The following is a 17,676-nucleotide window of genomic DNA, read 5'->3' as shown; positions in this document are numbered from 1 at the left end:
CCAAAAGAAATGCGCAGCCTGCATAAAGGCGTTGAACATTACGGTGCGGCATGCATGAATGACAATAACGAGAGCGCCGAAAAACGACGGCGCCCACAGGAAGCATTTGGGAGGAATCATGCCTGCGGACAAGCCCGACCGGACTATGCCCACCGTCACCCGCCAGGAGGCGTTGGACTTCCATTCGCGCGGACGCCCGGGCAAGCTGGAAATCACCCCCACCAAGCCGATGGCGACGCAGCGCGACCTTTCGCTCGCCTATTCGCCGGGTGTCGCGGAGCCGGTCAAGGCGATCGCGGAAGACCCCAGCACGGCTTACGACTATACGACGCGCGGCAACATGGTGGCCGTGATCTCCAACGGCACGGCGATCCTCGGCCTCGGCAATCTCGGCGCGCTCGCCTCGAAGCCCGTTATGGAGGGCAAGTCCGTCCTCTTCAAGCGATTCGCCGATGTTGATTCCATCGACCTCGAAGTCGATACGGAGAATGTCGATGAGTTCATCAATTGCGTGCGATTTCTGGGTCCATCCTTCGGTGGCATCAATCTCGAGGATATCAAGGCCCCGGATTGCTTCGTGATCGAGAGCCGGTTGCGCGAGATCATGGATATTCCGGTCTTCCATGACGACCAGCATGGCACGGCAATCATCGCGGCCGCCGGGCTCATCAACGCGCTTGATCTGACCGGCCGCGACTACAAGAAAACCAGGCTCGTCTGCAATGGCGCGGGTGCCGCGGCGATCGCCTGCATCGAACTGATCAAGGCGATGGGCTTCAATCCCGAAAATGTCATCCTCTGCGACACCAAGGGCGTGGTCTATCAAGGCCGCACCGAGGGCATGAACCAATGGAAATCGGCGCATGCGGCCAAAACCGACAAACGGACGCTGGCGGAGGCCATGGACGGCGCCGATGTCGTGCTCGGTCTCTCCGCCAAGGGCACGCTGTCGGCCGACATGATTCGCTCGATGTCCCGTAATCCGATCATCTTCGCCATGGCCAATCCCGATCCGGAAATCACGCCGGAGGAGGTCGCCCGCATCCGCGACGATGCGATCATGGCGACTGGCCGCTCGGACTATCCGAACCAGGTCAACAACGTTCTGGGCTTTCCCTATATCTTCCGTGGCGCACTAGACGTGCGCGCTTCAACGATCAACGACGATATGAAGATCGCCGCCGTCCACGCGCTTGCCAAGCTCGCCAAGGAAGACGTGCCCGACGATGTCGCCGCCGCCTATCAGGGCAACCGGCCGCGTTTCGGGCCGAACTACATCATCCCCGTGCCCTTCGATCCGCGCCTGATCTCCTCGATCCCGGTGGCTGTCGCCAAGGCCGCGATGGATTCGGGCGTCGCCCGAAAGCCGATCGCCGACCTCGACCGCTATGCCCGCGACCTGAAGGCACGGCGCGACCCGATCGCCTCGACGCTGCAGCGCATCTACGAGCGCGTCCGCCGCTTCCCCAAGCGCGTGGTCTTTGCCGAGGCCGAGGAAGAGCAGGTCATGCGCGCCGCCATATCCTACGTCAATCAGCAGCTCGGCACTGCCATCCTGCTCGGCCGCGATGATATCATCCAGGCGACGGCGGAGCGCGCCGGCATCGATCTCAACCGGCCCGGCATCGAGTTCATCAATGCCAGGACGTCGAAAAAGCGCGAGGCCTATATCGATTATCTCTACGCGCGCCTGCAGCGGAAGGGCTTCCTGCAGCGCGACGCGCAACGGCTGATCAATACCGATCGCAACCATTTCGCCGCCTGCATGGTGGCGCTGGGCGATGCCGACGCCATGGTGACCGGCACGACACGCAACTATTCGACCGCGCTCGACGATATCAGGCGCTGCATCGACGCCAAGCCGGGGCACCGGGTGATCGGCGTGTCGCTGGCGCTCTGCCGGGGCAGGACCGTGCTGGTGGCCGATACCGCCGTGCACGACATGCCGTCATCCGAAGAGCTCGCGGAAATCGCCGAAGAGGCCGCCGGCGTTGCCCGCAGGCTGGGCTATGAACCCCGCGTGGCGATGCTTGCCTATTCCACCTTCGGCCATCCCGAGGGCGAGCGCTCGGAGCGAGTGCGCGAGGCGGTGAAGATCCTCGACAAGCGCCGCGTCGATTTCCAGTACGACGGTGAAATGGCCGCCGACGTGGCGCTCAACGCCGACGTGATGGAGCAATATCCGTTCTGCCGATTGTCTGGCCCCGCCAACGTGCTCGTGATGCCTGCCTTCCACTCGGCCTCGATCTCGACCAAGATGCTACAGGAACTCGGCGGCTGCACGGTGATCGGGCCATTGCTGGTCGGCCTCGACAAGTCCGTCCAGATCGTCTCGATCGGCGCCAAGGATAGCGACATTGTCAACATGGCAGCGATCGCGGCGTATAATGCGGGGATGTAGGCCCCGCATCAGCACATATTAAACGCCGCCAGTCGCGTATGCAGGTCGGCCATGCTCTTGGCCAGTTCGCGCTTCAGCCAGGCTTTGAAGATCTGGACCTTGCGGCTGTCGCGCACGCCTTTTGCCGTAATGAAATAGTGGCCGAAGCCTGTCCTGGCGCGGATGTTGAACGGCGCGGCGAGGCGGCCCTCGGCGATCATATCCGCCGTCAGCGTCTGCCACGCCAGCATGACGCCCTGACCGGCCATGACCGCGTCCAGGCAGAGTGACGCCTCGTTGAAGACGTGGCCCTGACTTATCTCGGTACCTTGCAACCCTGCCGCGTCCAGCCAGACATCCCATTTGAACATGGCCCTGTCGTCGATCACCGCCGGCATGGAGAGAATGTCGGCGGGTGTCTTGAGCTTCTCGGCGAGCTGTGGCGCGCAGACTGGGTAGACCTCCTGTGCCAGGATCAGCTCCGAATTCACATCGGGCCAATCGCCCTCGCCGACCCGAATGCCGAGGTCGATATCGGAGGACGCCGGATCGATCAGCCGCATCGTGGCGTCGATCCTCAGGATTATCTCCGGATGCTCGCGCGCGAAGCTGTCGAACCGGCGCACCAGCCAGCGCGAGGCGAAGACGGGCGCCACCGAGATGGTCAGGCAATTGTTGTCCCGCCGTTGCGCCAGCGTCACCGCCTCGGCGAGCTTCTGAATGCCATCGGTCAGGCGCGCGAGCACGGGCAGGCCGATTTCCGTCGCCACCAGCCCCTTGCCGGTGCGCTCGAATATCTGGTGGCCCAACTGAAGCTCGGTCTTGATCACCTGCTGGCTGATCGCGCCAACCGATACGCCGAGCTCATCCGCCGCAGCCTGCAGGGAGCCGAGCCGCCCCACGGCTTCGAGCGCCCGAAGACCGTTCATGTGCACGGTGTTGAGGTTCCTCATATAGCTTTTCTAAAGCCGCGTGCTGGAAAACTCAATTGAATTGATCAGCGGAAAGCTCGATATTCAGAGCGTCGGAACGGCCCATTTCCGGCAACTGCTCTCGAAAGGAGTATGGAAATGCTGAACTTGATTGCAAACCTGCTGCGCTGGCTGGCTGCCCCGGCGGACTTCGACACCAATCCCAGGGATCCGCTGATGCACCCGGCGCTCAGGGACATGAGCCAGCGAGAATTGGCCGACCTGCCGTTCTCGAACGGCATGCGCCGCAGCGGCGGTCGCGGCTCTTGCGCCTGACGAGCCAATCGACTCTTCGATAAAATACCGGAGCCGGGCGGCTCCGGACCTGCTGAAGGCTTGGGGTTTGGATATTCAGCAGGTAAAACTGATACTCAAACTCAGGACGCGAAACGCTGGGCGTCCGCACCGTAATAATTCAGGTAACGCGTCGAAATGCTCTCGACCGGCAGCACGACCAGCACATCCGTCGTGCCGAATGCATGGTCCACCACGGCGCCTTCGCCTACCATAGCGCCCAATCGCAGATAACCCTTGATCAGCGGCGGCATCGCCATCAGCGCCCGCTTGGGATTGACTGCTTCGGGCGGCATCAGATCCATGTTGCGATAGCGGTTGGGCGAGGCGTGTACCGCCCATTCGCCATCTGCAAGCGTGTTGTGATGCAGGAAGGACAGCGCCAGCGCATGGAATTCCGGGAAAGCGCCAGGGAATGAGCCGCAGCCGAACATCACGTCGAGGCGATGCTTGAGCGCATAGGCCCAGTTGCCCTGCCAGAGCAGTTCCACCGTACGCTTCGTGCGATAGGGAGCCAGCACGCAGGATCGGCCGAGCTCCATGAACTGCTTGCCGGGGTGGCGGGCGATCATCGGCGCGATGTCGAATTCCGAGGCCGAGTAGAAGCCCGAATGCCGCTCGGCGACTTCCTGGCGCAGCAGCCTGTATGTCGCGACGATCTGGTCGGGCGCATCGCCTTCGAGCGACCGATCAAGCACGATCAGGTGATCGCAGATGTCATCGAAGGCATCGAAATCGCGGCCGGCGAGCATCGCCTCCGGCGGCAGCCTGGCACCCATCTCCTCGACGAAGACGCGGTAGCGGATGACCTGCGCGGCCTCGATTTCCCGCGGCGTCACCGCAAGTCTGGTCTCGAGCGAGCCGATGCGGCCCAGCACGGGAAGCCCATCATGGGTCGTCGCCGCGCGACGCTCCGCGGGGCGAGGTTTCTCCGTTCTGGTCTCGGCGACATCCAATGTCATCGCGTGACAAATCCCTGTTGGCCTTGCCGGTCTATAACCACATCAAGACGACACCCGCGTGACAGTCAAGGGTTGTTATATCACGTGAAAGGGATCACGCCGAACGTTTGACAGCGAGCGCATCGATGGCGCTGGCAAGCATTTCAGGCGTTGCCGGCTTGAGCAGGACGAGATCGGCGCCTTTTTTCAAAAGCAGGGTGTGGATATCCGCCGCATCGTTGGCGGTCAGTACAATGACCCGCGCGGGCGCAACGCCGCGCTCCACTTCTTCCACGCGAAGCGAATCGATGAAGGCATCGCAGGTGCCTCCCGGCATGTCATTGTCGGTGAGGATGACGTCGTGAGTACCCTGGCGCCTGAGCACTTCAAGCTGTGTGAAAGTGTTGGCGTGGCGCACCGTGTGACCCGCTCGTTCCAGTATCGCGCGCACGATCATGGCGTTGACCGGGTCGTCCTCGCCGAAAATGACCGAGAGGCCGGTGCGAGAAACAGGCCCGGGCTCCTGCTTCGGTTCGGGCGCAAGGACGGGGAAGTCCTTATCCTCGGCCATGCGTGGTTCGAGTCCGCTCAACCTGCCGGTCAGCACGTCGATCAGCGATTGCTCGCGCAGCGGCCGGATCAGCCAGCTGTCATAGACATCGCCGGACATCTGCTCAGGCCGGGCTTCCGGGTTGACGAGGAATATCTTGCGCGTCCGCGTAAGCCGCGCATCCCGAGCGAAGGCTTGAGCAAAATCCGTGTCGAGCCGGTGATCTACGATCACGTCGGTGAAAGCCTGCCCATCGAGCGCGGCACGCGTGCCTGCCATATCGGATGCGGTGCGCACGGTCGCGCCCAGGCGGTTGAGCGAATATGAAATGGCGTCCGCCGCCGGTCCCTCGGGGGCGAGCAGCAATACGTGCGATCCGGCAAGTTCCGAACCGCTCCGCATGGGCGGGCCGGAGAAATCCACCGGCAAGCGGATGGTGAATGTGCTGCCCTTGCCGAATTCGCTTTCGACGCTAAGTGCGCCACCTGCCTCGGTCATGATCCTGGCCGAGATGGCAAGGCCGAGGCCGACGCCGCCTTCGCGGGCACGCGTCAGGTCACCCTGCTCGAATTCTCCGAATATGCGCTGAAGTTCGGCGGCATTCATTCCAGGCCCGCTGTCGCGGACCTTCACGACCAGCGCGCCGTCAGCCCGATCGACGCCAACGAGCACGCCACCGGTCTCGGTGAACTTCACGGCGTTGCCGATGACGTTGTAGAGCACCTGGCGGAAACGGGCCGGGTCGAACTCCAGCACCTCCGGCACATCGGGCGATATGGTGGCAGCGATCTCGATGCCTTTCGCATGGGCGCGGCTGGAGAGCATTTCGACGACGCTTTCGACCAGCGGCCGGATTGGCTCGAGCCGAGGCCGCAGGTGGAAGCGGCCGGCGGCGAGTGTCGAGAAATCCAGCAGGTCTTCCACCAGTTGCACCAGTGCGGTGCCGGACTGGCGGACGCCCTCGAGATAATTTTTCTGCTCCGCCGTCAGGCGTGTGCCGGCAAGCAATTGACCCATGCCCAACAGACCGCTGAGCGGCGTACGGATTTCGTGGCTGACCGTGGCGATGAGGCGCGACTTGAGGAGGCTTTCCTCCTCCGCGCGGGCACGGGCTTCCTCGCGTCGCGCGGCTTCCCGCCGTTCGTCGGTCACGTCGCGGGCGATGGACTGGACGACGAGGCCGCCGACCACCGCATCGCGGGTCACGACATCGTGCCAGAGGAATGTCCTCGTGCGGCCATCCCGGGTGAATTCTACATCATAGCAATGGGGGACCGGGCCGGCTTCGAACACGATGCCGAGCTCCGCGCATGTGCGGCCCTCCGGTTGAGGCGCGCCGGCGAAATCCCGAAACGTCTGGTTGGAGGAACGGATCACGCCCTCCAGACTGCGGCAGAGCGTCATATCGCCGAGCGCGTCATGGATGGATGCGAGCAGGTCACCGCCCGTATACGCCCGCGAATCGGCGCGGGCAGCCGATCGCTCGAACGCGGAGGCGACACGATCCTGCAATTTCCTGGGCTCGCTCATGGCACAAGTGTATCATGGCGGGGCTTTCGAAAGGCTTGCGGTAGTTGCTTAACGAACCGTCACCCGGCCTTATCAGGCTCTTTTCGGATCAGAAAAAGCTCGCAAAGGCCGATCAACACAGCGCCTACAGTGATCAGGCTATCGGCCAGATTGAACACCGCGAAGGACCATGTCTGGGTATGGAACAGCACATAGTCCACCACGTGTCCATATATGAAACGGTCGATGATGTTGCCGACCGCACCCGCGATCACCATGCAGAAGCCGAGATGGACGAGCGAATGGGCCCGCGATGTCCGCCACCACCAGAGAATGAAGGCGACAATCGCCAGCCGCATGACGATGATCGCCCATCCGCTCATGCCGGACAGGAAGGAAAACGCGACGCCCTCGTTCCAGGTACGGTAGAGCGCCAGATACGGAACCACCGGCACTATCTCCTGAAAAGGGAGATGCACCTCGACCAGATATTTGATCCACTGATCGAGCGCGACGGCGACAAGGATGAAGGCCACCGCGACGGGTGGGCGGGAAAAAAGAGGCGCTGGAATCATCACTGTCCGTCCAGATTCAGAAGGTGCCGGCGCGCCTCGAACAGCATGACACCGGTGGCGACGGCGAGGTTCAGCGAATCCGCCCGACCCTGCTGGGGAATGCGCACGCGTATGTCGGCGGCATCGGCCAATTCTTCCGGCAGGCCCGCCTGTTCGTTGCCCATCAGCAGGATTACCGGCTTGGAGCGATAGTCCGCCTTGCGGTAATCCACAGCGCCTTTCAGATGCGTCGCGATCATGACCGTGCCGGACGCCTTCTGCCATTTGATGAAATCCGCCACTGAAGTCCGCGTGACGGGCAGCGAGAAGACAGAGCCCATCGTTGCGCGCACGGTTTCCAGCGCAAATGGATCGGTCGTGTCGCCCACCAGGATCACGCCTGACGCACCGGCGGCATCCGCAGTACGGATGATCGTGCCGAGATTGCCTGGGTCACGGACGCGGTCGAGCGCCAGCCAAGTCTCATTGACCTGCGGCCGGATGTCCTTCAGCGGCTTCCAGCGCGCGTGGAAAATACCGACAACCATCTGCGGATTGTCGCGCCGCGTCACCGAGGAAAGCACCTTCTCGCTGACTTCGAGCACCTGCCCGCCGAGTGCTACAGTCTTCGCGGCGATCTTCTCGACCAGCGGCTTGTCCTTGGCCGATTTCGAATACATCAGCGTTTCGATCCGCCAGCCCATTTCGAGCGCGTCGATCACCAGCTTCAGCCCCTCGGCCATGAACGTTCCGCTCTCCTCGCGGTTCTTCTTCATGCTCAAGGCCTTGATGTCCTTGATGATGGGATTGGCGAGCGAGGTGATTTCCTTCACTTGGCCAGGACGGCGCGGGCCGTTGTCATCATGTGTCATTGCGTCCACCGGCTGAAAAGTGATGTGGAGAGCGCACGCCCGGCCGCACCGTCTTCGCGGATGATGAGTTCGCCCGACTCGACCAGGCCGCCACGGCCGCGCATGGTTTCCATCATCAGCTCGTGCATGGAGTAAAAGCTCGCCCGGATCGAATAGGCCGTGAGCACCAGGCCGATGGCGTTGGGCGAGAGCAGCTCGCGGCAGATATCCAGCATCTTGGGCAAATGGTCGAACAGTTGCCAGACCTCGCCTTCCGGCCCCCGGCCGAAGCGGGGCGGGTCGGTGAGGATGATATCGTAGGTATTGCCCCGGCGCTGTTCGCGCTCGATGAATTTCATCGCGTCGTCGCAGATCCAGCGGATCGGCTTTTCCGTCATGCGGGCCAGCACCTGGTTCTCGCGGCCCCAACCGATCGCCTTCTTCGAGGCATCGACATGGGTCACTTCCGCACCGGCAGCAGCGGCGGCGAGAGACGCCACGCCCGTATAGCCGAACAGGTTGAGCACTTTCGGCTTGCCGCCGCGCGCCTTGATAGAATCCATCATCCACGCCCAATGGACGATCTGCTCCGGGAAAACGCCGACATGGCGGAAGGCGGTGAAGCGGCCGAAGAAATTGACATCGAGCAGCCGCATCGGCCAGGTCTCACCGAGCGCCGCACGGGGAAAGCGCCAGCGGCCGGCACCGTCTTCCTCGGTATCGCCAGTGAAGATCGCGTCCGCCGCGTCCCATTCGCTATCCGGCAGGGCCTTCGGCCACAGCGCCTGCGCTTCCGGGCGCACGACGCGGATATCACCATATTGTTCGAGCTTGAGGCCCAAGCCCGTATCGAGAAGCCGATAGCCGTGTTCGCCTGATGTCTCCAGGATCACGGGCGCCCTGCCCTCGGGCCGGTCACCATCACGGCGCGGCATGAAAATGGGCACGGTGGCGCTCGCCTTCTCCCACTTCTCCTCGCGGATGCGTGCCGGCCGTTCGGCGATCGGCTTGGCAGGGGCTGCCTTCAACGGCCGCTGCTCGCGCTTCGCCTCGTCACGCCGCATGCCTGGTCGGCTGGTGTCAGTGCCTGCTTTGCCCGCGGAACGCGCGCCCCGCGCGTGATTTTTGCTCTTTACCAATGGTTTGTTTCTCAATAATGCGATTAGCTGGATCAAATAGCAGTCTAATTCCTCTTGGCAAAGCGCTTTGGCAGCGCCATTGAATTGGCCCCGAGAGATTTCATGGGAGAAAAAGAATGGACATGACCGGCGAAGAGCGGATTCCCGCGAAAAGAGAGATCGTCTGGGAGGCGCTCAACACCCCGGGCATTCTGCGCAAATGCATCCCGAATTGCGAAAAGCTCGAACGCAAGTCGCCGACGGAATTGACCGCGACAGTCAAGCTCAAGCTCGGCCCGATCTCGACCACTTTCAAGGGCGACATCACGCTGACCAACCTCAATCCGCCCGAGAGCTATACGCTGGTCGTGGAAGGCCAGGGTGGCATTGCCGGTTTCGCCAAGGGAAGCTCGGATGTGAAGTTGACCGAGGAAGGCGACCAGACGATCCTGACCTATGAGATCAAGGCGCAGTTCGGCGGCAAGCTCGCCATGCTGGGCTCGCGCATGATCGACTCCTCGTCCAAGAAACTCGCCGTGCAATTCTTCAAGAAATTCAACAAGCTCGCCGCCAAGCGCGGTGCCAGGATGGCGGCGAAGGCCACATCAACCGTTGCGGCTGATGACGACGAATAAGTTTACTTCGAAGCTGAGATCAGGTTGCGGGTGGTGATTTCCTCCACCCGTGTCCGCTGCTTCCCAGCCTCTTCCCGCCACTTCCGCGCCTCGTGCGCTTCATCGCGCGCCTGCTTGCGGTATTTGCCCTGGGCAAACCACGTTACCAGCGAGCCCAGGATCACACCTGCCATCAGCGCGATGAACAGGAAGACGAAGAGCGGCAGCGAGACCGACAGAAGCGCATCGTCCGGACGGAAGGGATTGAGCGCGAGCGTCACGAAGTGACGGTTGGCGACCGACAGAACCACCAGAATGATTGCGATCGGAACCAGTACGATCAGCTTGATGAAACGCATCATGAGGACGATCTCCTTAATTCTGGATCGCTTTTGAACGGTTCACGCCCGCAAATCAAGATCGGTCCGTGTGACGGATCAGTCGTCGTCTTCCTCGTCGGCGAGGTCGGGGTTGAGGCGCTCGCGGAGTTCCTTGCCCGTCTTGAAGAACGGAACCCATTTCTCCTCGACGAAGACCGCGTCGCCCGTGCGAGGGTTGCGGCCCGAACGGGACGGCCGGTTCTTGACCGAGAATGCGCCAAAACCGCGCAATTCGACGCGGTTTCCACCGGCAAGAGCATCGGTGATTTCATCAAGGACGGCGTTGACGATATTCTCGACATCGCGATGGTAGAGATGCGGGTTTTTAGCCGCGACAATTTGTACCAGCTCTGACTTGATCACGAACGCCCCCTCTGACGGTTTCTAGTTCCCGTTCATTTCCCATCAAACTGCCAAACGGAGACCATACCGTCAAGCAACAACTTGTCTTCACTGAGATTTTTGAGAGAACCGACCTTCGAGAGCCAGCCCAAACCGACTGCCTCGGCCATGTCCTGTGCGAGCCCACCAAGGAAGAACGGCGAGCCGTTGTCCTGCGGCTCCCAGTCGACGATGGGCAAATTGGCGCCAACCTTCTTGCTCACGAGATAGTCGCGGATTTCCTTGATGCCGCCGATCTGGTCGACAAGCTTGGCGGTTTTTGCCTGCCGGCCGGTGAACACGCGGCCATCCGCCAGCTTCAGCGCCTCAGCTTTCGGGATGCCGCGCCGCTGGGAAACGAGCGTCACGAACCAGTCGAAGGAATCATTGACCATGGACTGAATGACTTCCTTGGCACCCGGAGGCGGGAAATGGAACGGCGACGGCTCGGCCTTCAGCGGTGCGGACTTGATCTCTTCGAGCGACACGCCGATCTTGTCGAGCAGGTTCTTGACCTGCGGGTACTGGAAGATCACACCGATGGAACCGGTAATCGACGTATCGCCGGCCACGATATGATCGCCGCCGATGGCGATCATGTAGCCGGCGGATGCCGCAAGCGTACGCACGTCGGACACAACCGGCTTCTTCTCGGCCACCTTGCGGATCGCCTTGTAGATCACTTCGCCGCCATAGGTCGTGCCGCCCGGCGAGGCGATGGAGACGATCAGTCCCTTGACGGAGTCGTTCTTCGCGATCGTGTCCAGCCGCTCCAGAAGCTCGGCATCGTCCTGGATCAGGCCTGAAATCTTGACGCGGGCAATGTGGTCGCGTGCCTTGCCGACGTCGCCGCCCCATAGCGCGGACCAGACCAACGCGATGGCCGCCGCGATGATGAGAAACGCGGCGACGCGCCAGAAGGTCAGCTTGCGGCGCAACTGGCGCCTTTCGGCGATATCGATATAGGCCATGAAAACACTCTCGATCAAGGATTTGGCCACATGGAATAGCGCTTGTGACACCGGAAAGAAACAGCAGCGAAGCAACACATCGCCGAAGTTTCTAACGCGACCTATCACGCATTGTTTTTTCGTGATGATTTTCCTATGTGTGGAAGCGAAGGCTGCGGCATACGCGCCACGGGATCTTTAATGGACATACGCGCACCCCTTTCCCTCTCCCGGCAAAGCCCGGCCAGCCTTTATGGCAGGGCGATCAGGCATTCGGGACGCGTGCGCCGGCTGAAAGTGATGCTGCCCGTGCTGGCGGTAATCATCTCGCTGGCCTTTGTCGCGGTATCGTGGGTGCGCACGATGTTTCCGGCAAACCTTACCATCTCAGGCGCCAAGATCGAGGACGGCCGCGTGGTGATGGAGAAGCCCGCCATTTCCGGCCGCAACGAGGATGGCATCAGCTACTTCATGAATGCCCGGCGCGCGCTGCAGGCGATCATCAATCCCAGCGATATCGAACTGCAGGATATCGATGCGGCGGTGCCCATCAGGGGCGATCTCGTGGCACATATCAAGGCATCAGGCGCGAAATTCGATCGCGACACCGACCGGCTCGATATGACTTCACCGTTCGAAGTCACCCTCTCCTCCGGCCTCAGGGCTGCATTCCAGTCTGCTCATCTCGACGTCAAGGGCGGCCTGATGACATCGGACGATCCGGTTTCCATCACGGCAAAAGGCGCGACGCTTGTTGCGAACAGCCTCAAGATAACGGATAAGGGCAGGATCATGAATTTCAAGGGCAATGTCCGCATGGTGGTCGAGCCGACCGCCGTCCGGCGCACCGCCGCAGATGTCAAATCAACGAGCAATCAATAAGGGACGCCCATGCGCGCTTTTCGTTATTCGGCCTGCCTAGCCGCAACGGCACTTCTCACGCTCGGCGTCGCGACCAGCCACGCCCAGACCACATCCACCGGCCTCGCGCTCAGCAACGACAAGCCTATCCAGATCGAGAGCGACAATCTCGAAATCCGCGAGCAGGAAAAGAAGGCACTCTTCGACGGCAATGTGAAGGTGGCCCAGGGGCAGATGACGTTGCAGGCAACCCACATGACCGTCTATTACAAGACCGGCACGAAATCGATCGCTGCCGGCGGCGGCGATATCGACCGCATCGAAGTGTCCGGCAGCGTAAAGCTGGCCTCGGCGACGCAGAAGGCGACGGCCGACACCGGCAGCTTCAACATGATCAGCGAAGTCCTCGTGCTCAACGGCAATCCTGTCGTTCTCTCGGAAGGCGGCAATGTCTTCACAGGCTGCAAGCTGACGGTGCAGATGAAGAGCGGCCTCGCCAATCTCGGCAGTTGCGGCAAGCGGGTGAAGATCCTGATCGATCCGCAGTCCAAGAAGAACTGATTTTCACCCTTGAAAGTACCATTCATCACGTCCGCCGCTGATATGGCCGGGAGCCATGCCGTTCCCAGGGATGCGTCCCAGCAGGCGCGCTACGAAGGCACGCTGATCGCCCGCGGCATCACCAAATCCTATCGCTCGCGGCGCGTCGTCAATGGCGTGTCGCTGGTCGTCCGGCGCGGCGAGGCCGTCGGGCTGCTCGGCCCGAACGGCGCCGGCAAGACGACCTGTTTCTACATGATCACCGGCCTTATTCCGGTGGACCAGGGCAGGATCGAGATCGACGGCAACGACGTGACCTGGATGCCGATGTACCAGCGGGCGCGGCTCGGTGTCGGCTACCTGCCGCAGGAAGCCTCGATCTTTCGCGGCCTGACGGTCGAGCAGAACCTTCGCGCCGTGCTGGAACTGCGAGAGAAGAACAAGGAAGCGCGCGAGCACAAGCTCGAATCGCTGCTCGCCGAGTTCTCCATCACCCATCTCAAGAACTCGCCGGCCGTGGCACTGTCCGGCGGTGAGCGGCGCCGGCTCGAAATCGCCCGCGCCCTATCGACCGATCCCGCCTTCATGCTGCTCGACGAGCCCTTTGCCGGTGTCGATCCGATATCGGTCGCCGACATCCAGAACCTTGTGCGCCACCTGACCCGGCGTGGAATCGGCGTGTTGATCACCGACCACAATGTCCGCGAGACGCTGGGCCTGATCGACCGCGCCTATATCATCCACGAAGGCGAAGTGCTGACGCATGGCCGTGCCTCCGATATCGTCAGCAATGCCGATGTGCGCCGGCTCTATCTCGGCGACAATTTCAGCCTGTAGCCTAACCGCGCCGCTTTCATGTCGCGAATTTTACCCAAATTGCTATTTTCCCTTGACCCAATTGGTTCAATGGGCGATTTCTGGTCAAGCAATTTTTGGGCCAGTTTCGAAATCTTGCGGTTTCGAGGCCCTCCGGCAGCCCGGCATTCATCGCCTCGAGGGAGTTCAGCGTCCGCCATGGCTTTGTCCGCCAGCCTTTTCCTGCGACAGACCCAGTCGCTGGTCATGACACCGCAGCTGATGCAATCCATCCAGCTGCTGCAGATGACGCATCTCGAACTCAACCAGTTCATCGCCACCGAAGTCGAAAAGAACCCCCTGCTCGAGCTCAATGGCCCGGAAGACGGCGATTTTCCGCATGAAGGCCACAGTCACGAGCGCCAGGGCGACGACGGCGAAGCGGAGAATTATGGCCCGAGCAGCCAGACTGAACGGCTGAGCGAAGCGCTCGATGGCGGTTTCGAGAATGTCTATCAGGACGATGCCGGTCCGCGCAAAGCCGATGCACCCGAGCTGCTGTCACAGTGGAAATCGATGCCGGGCAGCCTGGGCGAAAGCGGCGAGGCCTACGATCTCGACGATTTCGTCGCCGGCCAGGTGACCTTGAAGGAACATCTCGGCCAGCAGATACCGTTCACGCTGCATGACCCTGTCGATATATTCATAGCCCGCTATCTCACGGATCTGCTCGACGATTCCGGCTATATCCACCATGACCTCGATGAAGTGGCTTTCGCGCTTGGCAAGGGGCGGGACGCAATCGAGGCCGTGCTGGCAAAACTGCAGCTCCTCGATCCCCCCGGTGTATTCGCACGCTCGCTGAGCGAGTGCCTGGCGATCCAGCTCAGGAGCCGCGACAGGTTCGATCCAGCGATGCAGGCGTTGATCGCCAATCTCGAATTGCTGGCGCGGCGGGATTTTCAGACGCTCAAGAAACTCTGCGGCGTCGATGAGGAAGACCTGATCGAGATGCTGGCCGAAATCCGCGCGCTCGACCCCAAGCCGGGCAGTGGTTTCGAGGCATCGGTGTCCGAGTCGATCAATCCCGATGTCATCGTGCAGGCAGCACCCGACGGTGGCTGGACGATCGAACTCAATCCCGAGACCCTGCCCCGTGTGCTGGTCAACCAGAACTACTATCTCAGCGTCGCCAATGCCGCTTCGAAACAGGAGAGCGACCACGCGTTCCTCTCGGAATGCCTGCAGAATGCGAGTTGGTTGACCCGCAGTCTCGACCAGCGGGCCAAGACCATCATGAAGGTGGCGAGCGAGATCGTCCGGCAACAGGATGCTTTCCTCGCCAACGGCATCGATCACCTCAGGCCGCTCAACCTCAAAACCGTCGCCGATGCGATCAAGATGCACGAATCGACCGTCAGCCGGGTGACATCCAACAAGTACATGCTGACCCCCCGCGGGCTGTTCGAACTGAAATATTTCTTCACGGTATCGATCGCGGCTGTGGAAGGAGGCGATGCGCATTCGGCTGAATCCGTGCGCCATCGCATCCGTTCGATGATCTCCGACGAGGTCGCCGAAGGCGTGCTTTCCGATGACGATATCGTGGAATCGCTGAAGGCCGGAGGCATCGAGATCGCCAGGCGCACAGTCGCCAAGTATCGGGAAGCAATGAACATTCCGTCTTCGGTACAACGAAGGCGCGAAAAGCGCGCCATGGCAAAGGTCCATGCCGGCTGAAACAGCCGGAACGCTCGCATTTCCATGGCAATCATCGCGTGAATACAGCTTCCCTTAAATATTAACATTCAATTTCCGCCCCTTGACTTCCGCGAGGGTCGTGCTTAAGAGGCCGCGCTCATCAGGAGGCTCGCAGCCGAAAAAGCCGGGAAAGAAACGCGTGTGGCGTCGGTCCGGCGGCAAAAGAGAACTCTTGGAACAGGGAACAGGTTAGCATAGACTGCATTTCGATGTTTGTGATCGCACTTGGTGATCAGGTCGAGGGCAGCCGGTTCTTCAAGACCGGGAGAGGTCTTCAATGCCGGTAAACAAGATCCATATCGTCCAAGTCGTGGCATTCGCCCGGGATCCGGGTCCGCCCCGGGCGCGTAGGGAACTATGAGGACTTCGAAACTTCGACTGCAGGAAGGATAACACCATGAGTGTGCGTGTGACCGGCAAGCATATGGACATCGGCGATTCGTTCAGAACCCGGATAACCGGGCAGATTCACGAGGCGATCGGAAAATATTTCGACGGCGGCTTCTCAAGCCAGGTGCTCGTGGAAAAGGCCGGCTCGCGGTTCAGTGCTGATTGCAAGATACATCTTGATTCCGGTGCCAATCTCCATGCCGAAGGCAAGGCCAACGATCCGCAGGTCGCCTTTGAAAGTGCCTTCGAACGCATCGAAAAGCGTCTGCGCCGCTACAAGCGCAAGCTCCGCGACCATCATCACGGCGAAAACCGGGCGGCGACCGAAATCGCCTATACCGTGCTCGACTCCGTTTCCGACGAAGAAGAAGACGTCGCCGAGAACTTCGCGCCGGCAATCGTCGCCGAGACGACCAAGAAGCTCGCCACCATGACCGTCGCGACCGCCGTGATGGCGCTCGACATGACGGATGAGCCGATGCTGATGTTCCGCAAGCCGGGCACGTCAGAGCTCAATATTGTATATCGCCGCAATGACGGTAATATCGGCTGGATCGATTCCGCCAATATCAAAGGCTGACAAGCCGGCGACGCATATTCGAAACAGGACCGGCGGTTGACGCCGGTCCGAGCATACCGGGCCGAAAAAGGACAAGATGAATGGCTTTGGCGGACATTCTGCAGCCGGAAGGGATTATCCCGGCGCTCCGTGCACATACGAAGAAGCAATTACTGGTAGAACTTGCGGCCAACGCCTCCAAACTCACCGGAATCTCCGAGCGTGAAATCTTCGACGTCGTGCTCCAGCGCGAGCGCCTCGGCTCGACCGGCGTCGGTGGCGGCATCGCCATTCCGCATGGCAAGCTCAAAGCGCTGAACAAGATCATCGGCGTGTTCGCGAGACTCGAGACGCCTGTCGATTTCGAAGCTCTCGACGACCAGCCCGTCGATCTCGTCTTCATGCTGCTCGCGCCCGAAGGCGCCGGCGCCGATCATCTCAAGGCACTCTCCCGGATCGCGCGCGCGCTCCGCGACCAGGATCTGGTGGCGCGGCTCAGGTCTTCCGAGACCGTGCCTGCCATCGACGCATGCCTCAATCAGGAGCAGGCCTCCGCGGCCTGATCCAGCCCCATCACCGCCTCCGGAGGGACCGGCCGGTGTCATTGATCCTTTATTACCATCCGCTCGCCTCCTATTGCCACAAGGTGCTGATTCCGCTCTACGAGAACGGCACCGAATTCGAACCCCGGCATGTCGATCTGGCGAGCGAGGAATCGAGCGCCGAACTGGTCGCCGCCTGGCCCGTGGGCAAGTTTCCCGTCATCAAGGACGTCACGCGCAATGTGATCGTGCCCGAGACGACCATCATCATCGAATATCTCGACCAGTTCCGTCCGGGCGCGATCAGGTTCATTCCCGACGATCCCGACGCGGCGCGCGAAGTGAGGCTCTGGGACCGGTTCTTCGACCTCTACGTCTCGACGCCCATGCAGAAAATCGTCGGCAACCGTTTGCGACCCGCCGATATGACCGATGATTACGGCGTCATCGAAGCGCGCAACAATCTCGACACCGCCTATGAGATGCTGGAGAAGCAGCTCGCGTCCGGCCAATGGGCTGCCGGCGCCGATTTCAGCATGGCGGACTGCTCGGCGGCACCCGCGCTGTTCTATGCCGAATGCGTGCATCCCTTCACGGCGGCCTATCCCAACCTCGCAACCTATTTCGACCGGCTGATGACCCGGCCGTCGGTGGCACGGGTCATCGAGGAAGCGCGGCCCTACTTCCAGTATTTTCCGTTCAACGAAGCCATTCCGGCACGATTTCTGGGCTGAT

Annotated in this window: 18 protein-coding genes and 1 pseudogene; 10 read left to right on the top strand and 9 right to left on the bottom strand. The window is 61.2% G+C overall.

The annotated features are described in order from the left end of the window. Positions 1 to 118 precede the first annotated feature (118 nt). Complete coding sequence (locus IHQ71_RS00215) at positions 119 to 2,401, top strand: NADP-dependent malic enzyme (protein WP_258159871.1); 2,283 nt, start codon at positions 119 to 121, stop codon at positions 2,399 to 2,401. A gap of 8 nt (positions 2,402 to 2,409) precedes the next feature. Here the strand turns inward: IHQ71_RS00215 and IHQ71_RS00210 are convergent, their stop codons facing one another. Further along, positions 2,410 to 3,333 carry a LysR substrate-binding domain-containing protein gene (locus IHQ71_RS00210; RefSeq protein ID WP_258159870.1) on the bottom strand — a complete coding sequence of 308 codons (924 nt, stop codon included), beginning with the start codon at positions 3,331 to 3,333 and terminating at the stop codon, positions 2,410 to 2,412. 117 nt (positions 3,334 to 3,450) lie between these two features. Between IHQ71_RS00210 and IHQ71_RS00205 the strand changes: the two genes are divergently transcribed. Further along, positions 3,451 to 3,627, top strand: a complete 177-nt coding sequence (locus IHQ71_RS00205) for a hypothetical protein (RefSeq protein WP_258159869.1) — start codon at positions 3,451 to 3,453, stop codon at positions 3,625 to 3,627. A gap of 101 nt (positions 3,628 to 3,728) precedes the next feature. Here IHQ71_RS00205 and IHQ71_RS00200 read toward each other — a convergent pair whose 3' ends face one another. The 5 genes from IHQ71_RS00200 to IHQ71_RS00180 form a co-directional block, all read right to left on the bottom strand. After that, the gene (locus IHQ71_RS00200; RefSeq protein ID WP_308737889.1) at positions 3,729 to 4,607 is read right to left on the bottom strand and encodes a GNAT family N-acetyltransferase; all 879 of its coding nucleotides are present in this window, start codon (positions 4,605 to 4,607) and stop codon (positions 3,729 to 3,731) included. 94 nt (positions 4,608 to 4,701) lie between these two features. Further along, a complete protein-coding gene (locus tag IHQ71_RS00195) occupies positions 4,702 to 6,666 on the bottom strand; it encodes a hybrid sensor histidine kinase/response regulator (RefSeq protein WP_258159868.1) in 1,965 nt (654 codons plus the stop codon). Between the two features lie 59 nt (positions 6,667 to 6,725). Continuing rightward, positions 6,726 to 7,220 carry a signal peptidase II gene (lspA, locus tag IHQ71_RS00190; protein WP_258159867.1) on the bottom strand — a complete coding sequence of 165 codons (495 nt, stop codon included), beginning with the start codon at positions 7,218 to 7,220 and terminating at the stop codon, positions 6,726 to 6,728. Next, the gene (locus IHQ71_RS00185) at positions 7,220 to 8,071 is read right to left on the bottom strand and encodes an RNA methyltransferase (RefSeq protein ID WP_258159866.1); all 852 of its coding nucleotides are present in this window, start codon (positions 8,069 to 8,071) and stop codon (positions 7,220 to 7,222) included. The genes lspA and IHQ71_RS00185 overlap by 1 nt, the downstream gene beginning before the upstream one ends. Next, complete coding sequence (locus IHQ71_RS00180) at positions 8,068 to 9,225, bottom strand: class I SAM-dependent methyltransferase (protein ID WP_374989934.1); 1,158 nt, start codon at positions 9,223 to 9,225, stop codon at positions 8,068 to 8,070. Before IHQ71_RS00180 ends, IHQ71_RS00185 begins: the two co-directional genes overlap by 4 nt. Positions 9,226 to 9,305: 80 nt before the next feature. Between IHQ71_RS00180 and IHQ71_RS00175 the strand changes: the two genes are divergently transcribed. Further along, positions 9,306 to 9,803: a carbon monoxide dehydrogenase subunit G gene (locus IHQ71_RS00175; RefSeq protein ID WP_258159864.1), complete on the top strand. Its 498-nt coding sequence runs from the start codon at positions 9,306 to 9,308 to the stop codon at positions 9,801 to 9,803. A gap of 2 nt (positions 9,804 to 9,805) precedes the next feature. Here IHQ71_RS00175 and IHQ71_RS00170 read toward each other — a convergent pair whose 3' ends face one another. The 3 genes from IHQ71_RS00170 to sppA form a co-directional block, all read right to left on the bottom strand. Next, a complete protein-coding gene (locus IHQ71_RS00170) occupies positions 9,806 to 10,144 on the bottom strand; it encodes a LapA family protein (RefSeq protein WP_258159863.1) in 339 nt (112 codons plus the stop codon). 75 nt (positions 10,145 to 10,219) lie between these two features. After that, the gene (locus IHQ71_RS00165; protein WP_258159862.1) at positions 10,220 to 10,525 is read right to left on the bottom strand and encodes an integration host factor subunit beta; all 306 of its coding nucleotides are present in this window, start codon (positions 10,523 to 10,525) and stop codon (positions 10,220 to 10,222) included. 32 nt (positions 10,526 to 10,557) lie between these two features. Continuing rightward, complete coding sequence (gene sppA / locus IHQ71_RS00160) at positions 10,558 to 11,514, bottom strand: signal peptide peptidase SppA (protein ID WP_258159861.1); 957 nt, start codon at positions 11,512 to 11,514, stop codon at positions 10,558 to 10,560. Between the two features lie 180 nt (positions 11,515 to 11,694). On the opposite strand from sppA, the gene lptC reads away from it, so the two are divergent. From lptC to IHQ71_RS00125, 7 genes and pseudogenes are all read left to right on the top strand, one after another. Further along, positions 11,695 to 12,375 carry an LPS export ABC transporter periplasmic protein LptC gene (gene lptC / locus IHQ71_RS00155; protein ID WP_258159860.1) on the top strand — a complete coding sequence of 227 codons (681 nt, stop codon included), beginning with the start codon at positions 11,695 to 11,697 and terminating at the stop codon, positions 12,373 to 12,375. A 9-nt stretch (positions 12,376 to 12,384) separates the two neighbouring features. Then, complete coding sequence (locus IHQ71_RS00150) at positions 12,385 to 12,915, top strand: LptA/OstA family protein (protein ID WP_258159859.1); 531 nt, start codon at positions 12,385 to 12,387, stop codon at positions 12,913 to 12,915. Positions 12,916 to 12,996: 81 nt separating this feature from the next. Continuing rightward, positions 12,997 to 13,731: pseudogene (gene lptB, locus IHQ71_RS00145) on the top strand (LPS export ABC transporter ATP-binding protein); the annotation flags it as partial. 177 nt (positions 13,732 to 13,908) lie between these two features. Then, complete coding sequence (rpoN, locus tag IHQ71_RS00140) at positions 13,909 to 15,429, top strand: RNA polymerase factor sigma-54 (protein ID WP_258159858.1); 1,521 nt, start codon at positions 13,909 to 13,911, stop codon at positions 15,427 to 15,429. A 418-nt stretch (positions 15,430 to 15,847) separates the two neighbouring features. Continuing rightward, on the top strand, positions 15,848 to 16,420 hold the full coding sequence (gene hpf / locus IHQ71_RS00135) for a ribosome hibernation-promoting factor, HPF/YfiA family (protein WP_258159857.1): 573 nt from the start codon (positions 15,848 to 15,850) through the stop codon (positions 16,418 to 16,420). 80 nt (positions 16,421 to 16,500) lie between these two features. After that, a complete protein-coding gene (gene ptsN / locus IHQ71_RS00130; protein WP_258159856.1) occupies positions 16,501 to 16,962 on the top strand; it encodes a PTS IIA-like nitrogen regulatory protein PtsN in 462 nt (153 codons plus the stop codon). A gap of 35 nt (positions 16,963 to 16,997) precedes the next feature. Continuing rightward, positions 16,998 to 17,675 (top strand): glutathione S-transferase family protein, encoded by a 678-nt coding sequence (locus IHQ71_RS00125; protein WP_258159855.1) that lies wholly within the window; start codon positions 16,998 to 17,000, stop codon positions 17,673 to 17,675. Position 17,676 lies beyond the last annotated feature (1 nt).

The organism is Rhizobium sp. TH2 (assembly GCF_024707525.1).
Lineage (GTDB): Bacteria > Pseudomonadota > Alphaproteobacteria > Rhizobiales > Rhizobiaceae > Rhizobium_E.
This window is presented reverse-complemented; position numbering and strand designations above follow the sequence as displayed.

Coding starts and splice junctions, on each gene's coding strand:
- IHQ71_RS00215 (WP_258159871.1), top strand. CDS start 119: ATGCCTGCGGACAAGCCCGACCGGACTATGCCCACCGTCACCCGCCAG.
- IHQ71_RS00210 (WP_258159870.1), bottom strand. CDS start 3,333: ATGAGGAACCTCAACACCGTGCACATGAACGGTCTTCGGGCGCTCGAA.
- IHQ71_RS00205 (WP_258159869.1), top strand. CDS start 3,451: ATGCTGAACTTGATTGCAAACCTGCTGCGCTGGCTGGCTGCCCCGGCG.
- IHQ71_RS00200 (WP_308737889.1), bottom strand. CDS start 4,607: ATGACATTGGATGTCGCCGAGACCAGAACGGAGAAACCTCGCCCCGCG.
- IHQ71_RS00195 (WP_258159868.1), bottom strand. CDS start 6,666: ATGAGCGAGCCCAGGAAATTGCAGGATCGTGTCGCCTCCGCGTTCGAG.
- lspA (WP_258159867.1), bottom strand. CDS start 7,220: ATGATTCCAGCGCCTCTTTTTTCCCGCCCACCCGTCGCGGTGGCCTTC.
- IHQ71_RS00185 (WP_258159866.1), bottom strand. CDS start 8,071: ATGACACATGATGACAACGGCCCGCGCCGTCCTGGCCAAGTGAAGGAA.
- IHQ71_RS00175 (WP_258159864.1), top strand. CDS start 9,306: ATGGACATGACCGGCGAAGAGCGGATTCCCGCGAAAAGAGAGATCGTC.
- IHQ71_RS00170 (WP_258159863.1), bottom strand. CDS start 10,144: ATGATGCGTTTCATCAAGCTGATCGTACTGGTTCCGATCGCAATCATT.
- sppA (WP_258159861.1), bottom strand. CDS start 11,514: ATGGCCTATATCGATATCGCCGAAAGGCGCCAGTTGCGCCGCAAGCTG.
- lptC (WP_258159860.1), top strand. CDS start 11,695: ATGGACATACGCGCACCCCTTTCCCTCTCCCGGCAAAGCCCGGCCAGC.
- IHQ71_RS00150 (WP_258159859.1), top strand. CDS start 12,385: ATGCGCGCTTTTCGTTATTCGGCCTGCCTAGCCGCAACGGCACTTCTC.
- rpoN (WP_258159858.1), top strand. CDS start 13,909: ATGGCTTTGTCCGCCAGCCTTTTCCTGCGACAGACCCAGTCGCTGGTC.
- hpf (WP_258159857.1), top strand. CDS start 15,848: ATGAGTGTGCGTGTGACCGGCAAGCATATGGACATCGGCGATTCGTTC.
- ptsN (WP_258159856.1), top strand. CDS start 16,501: ATGGCTTTGGCGGACATTCTGCAGCCGGAAGGGATTATCCCGGCGCTC.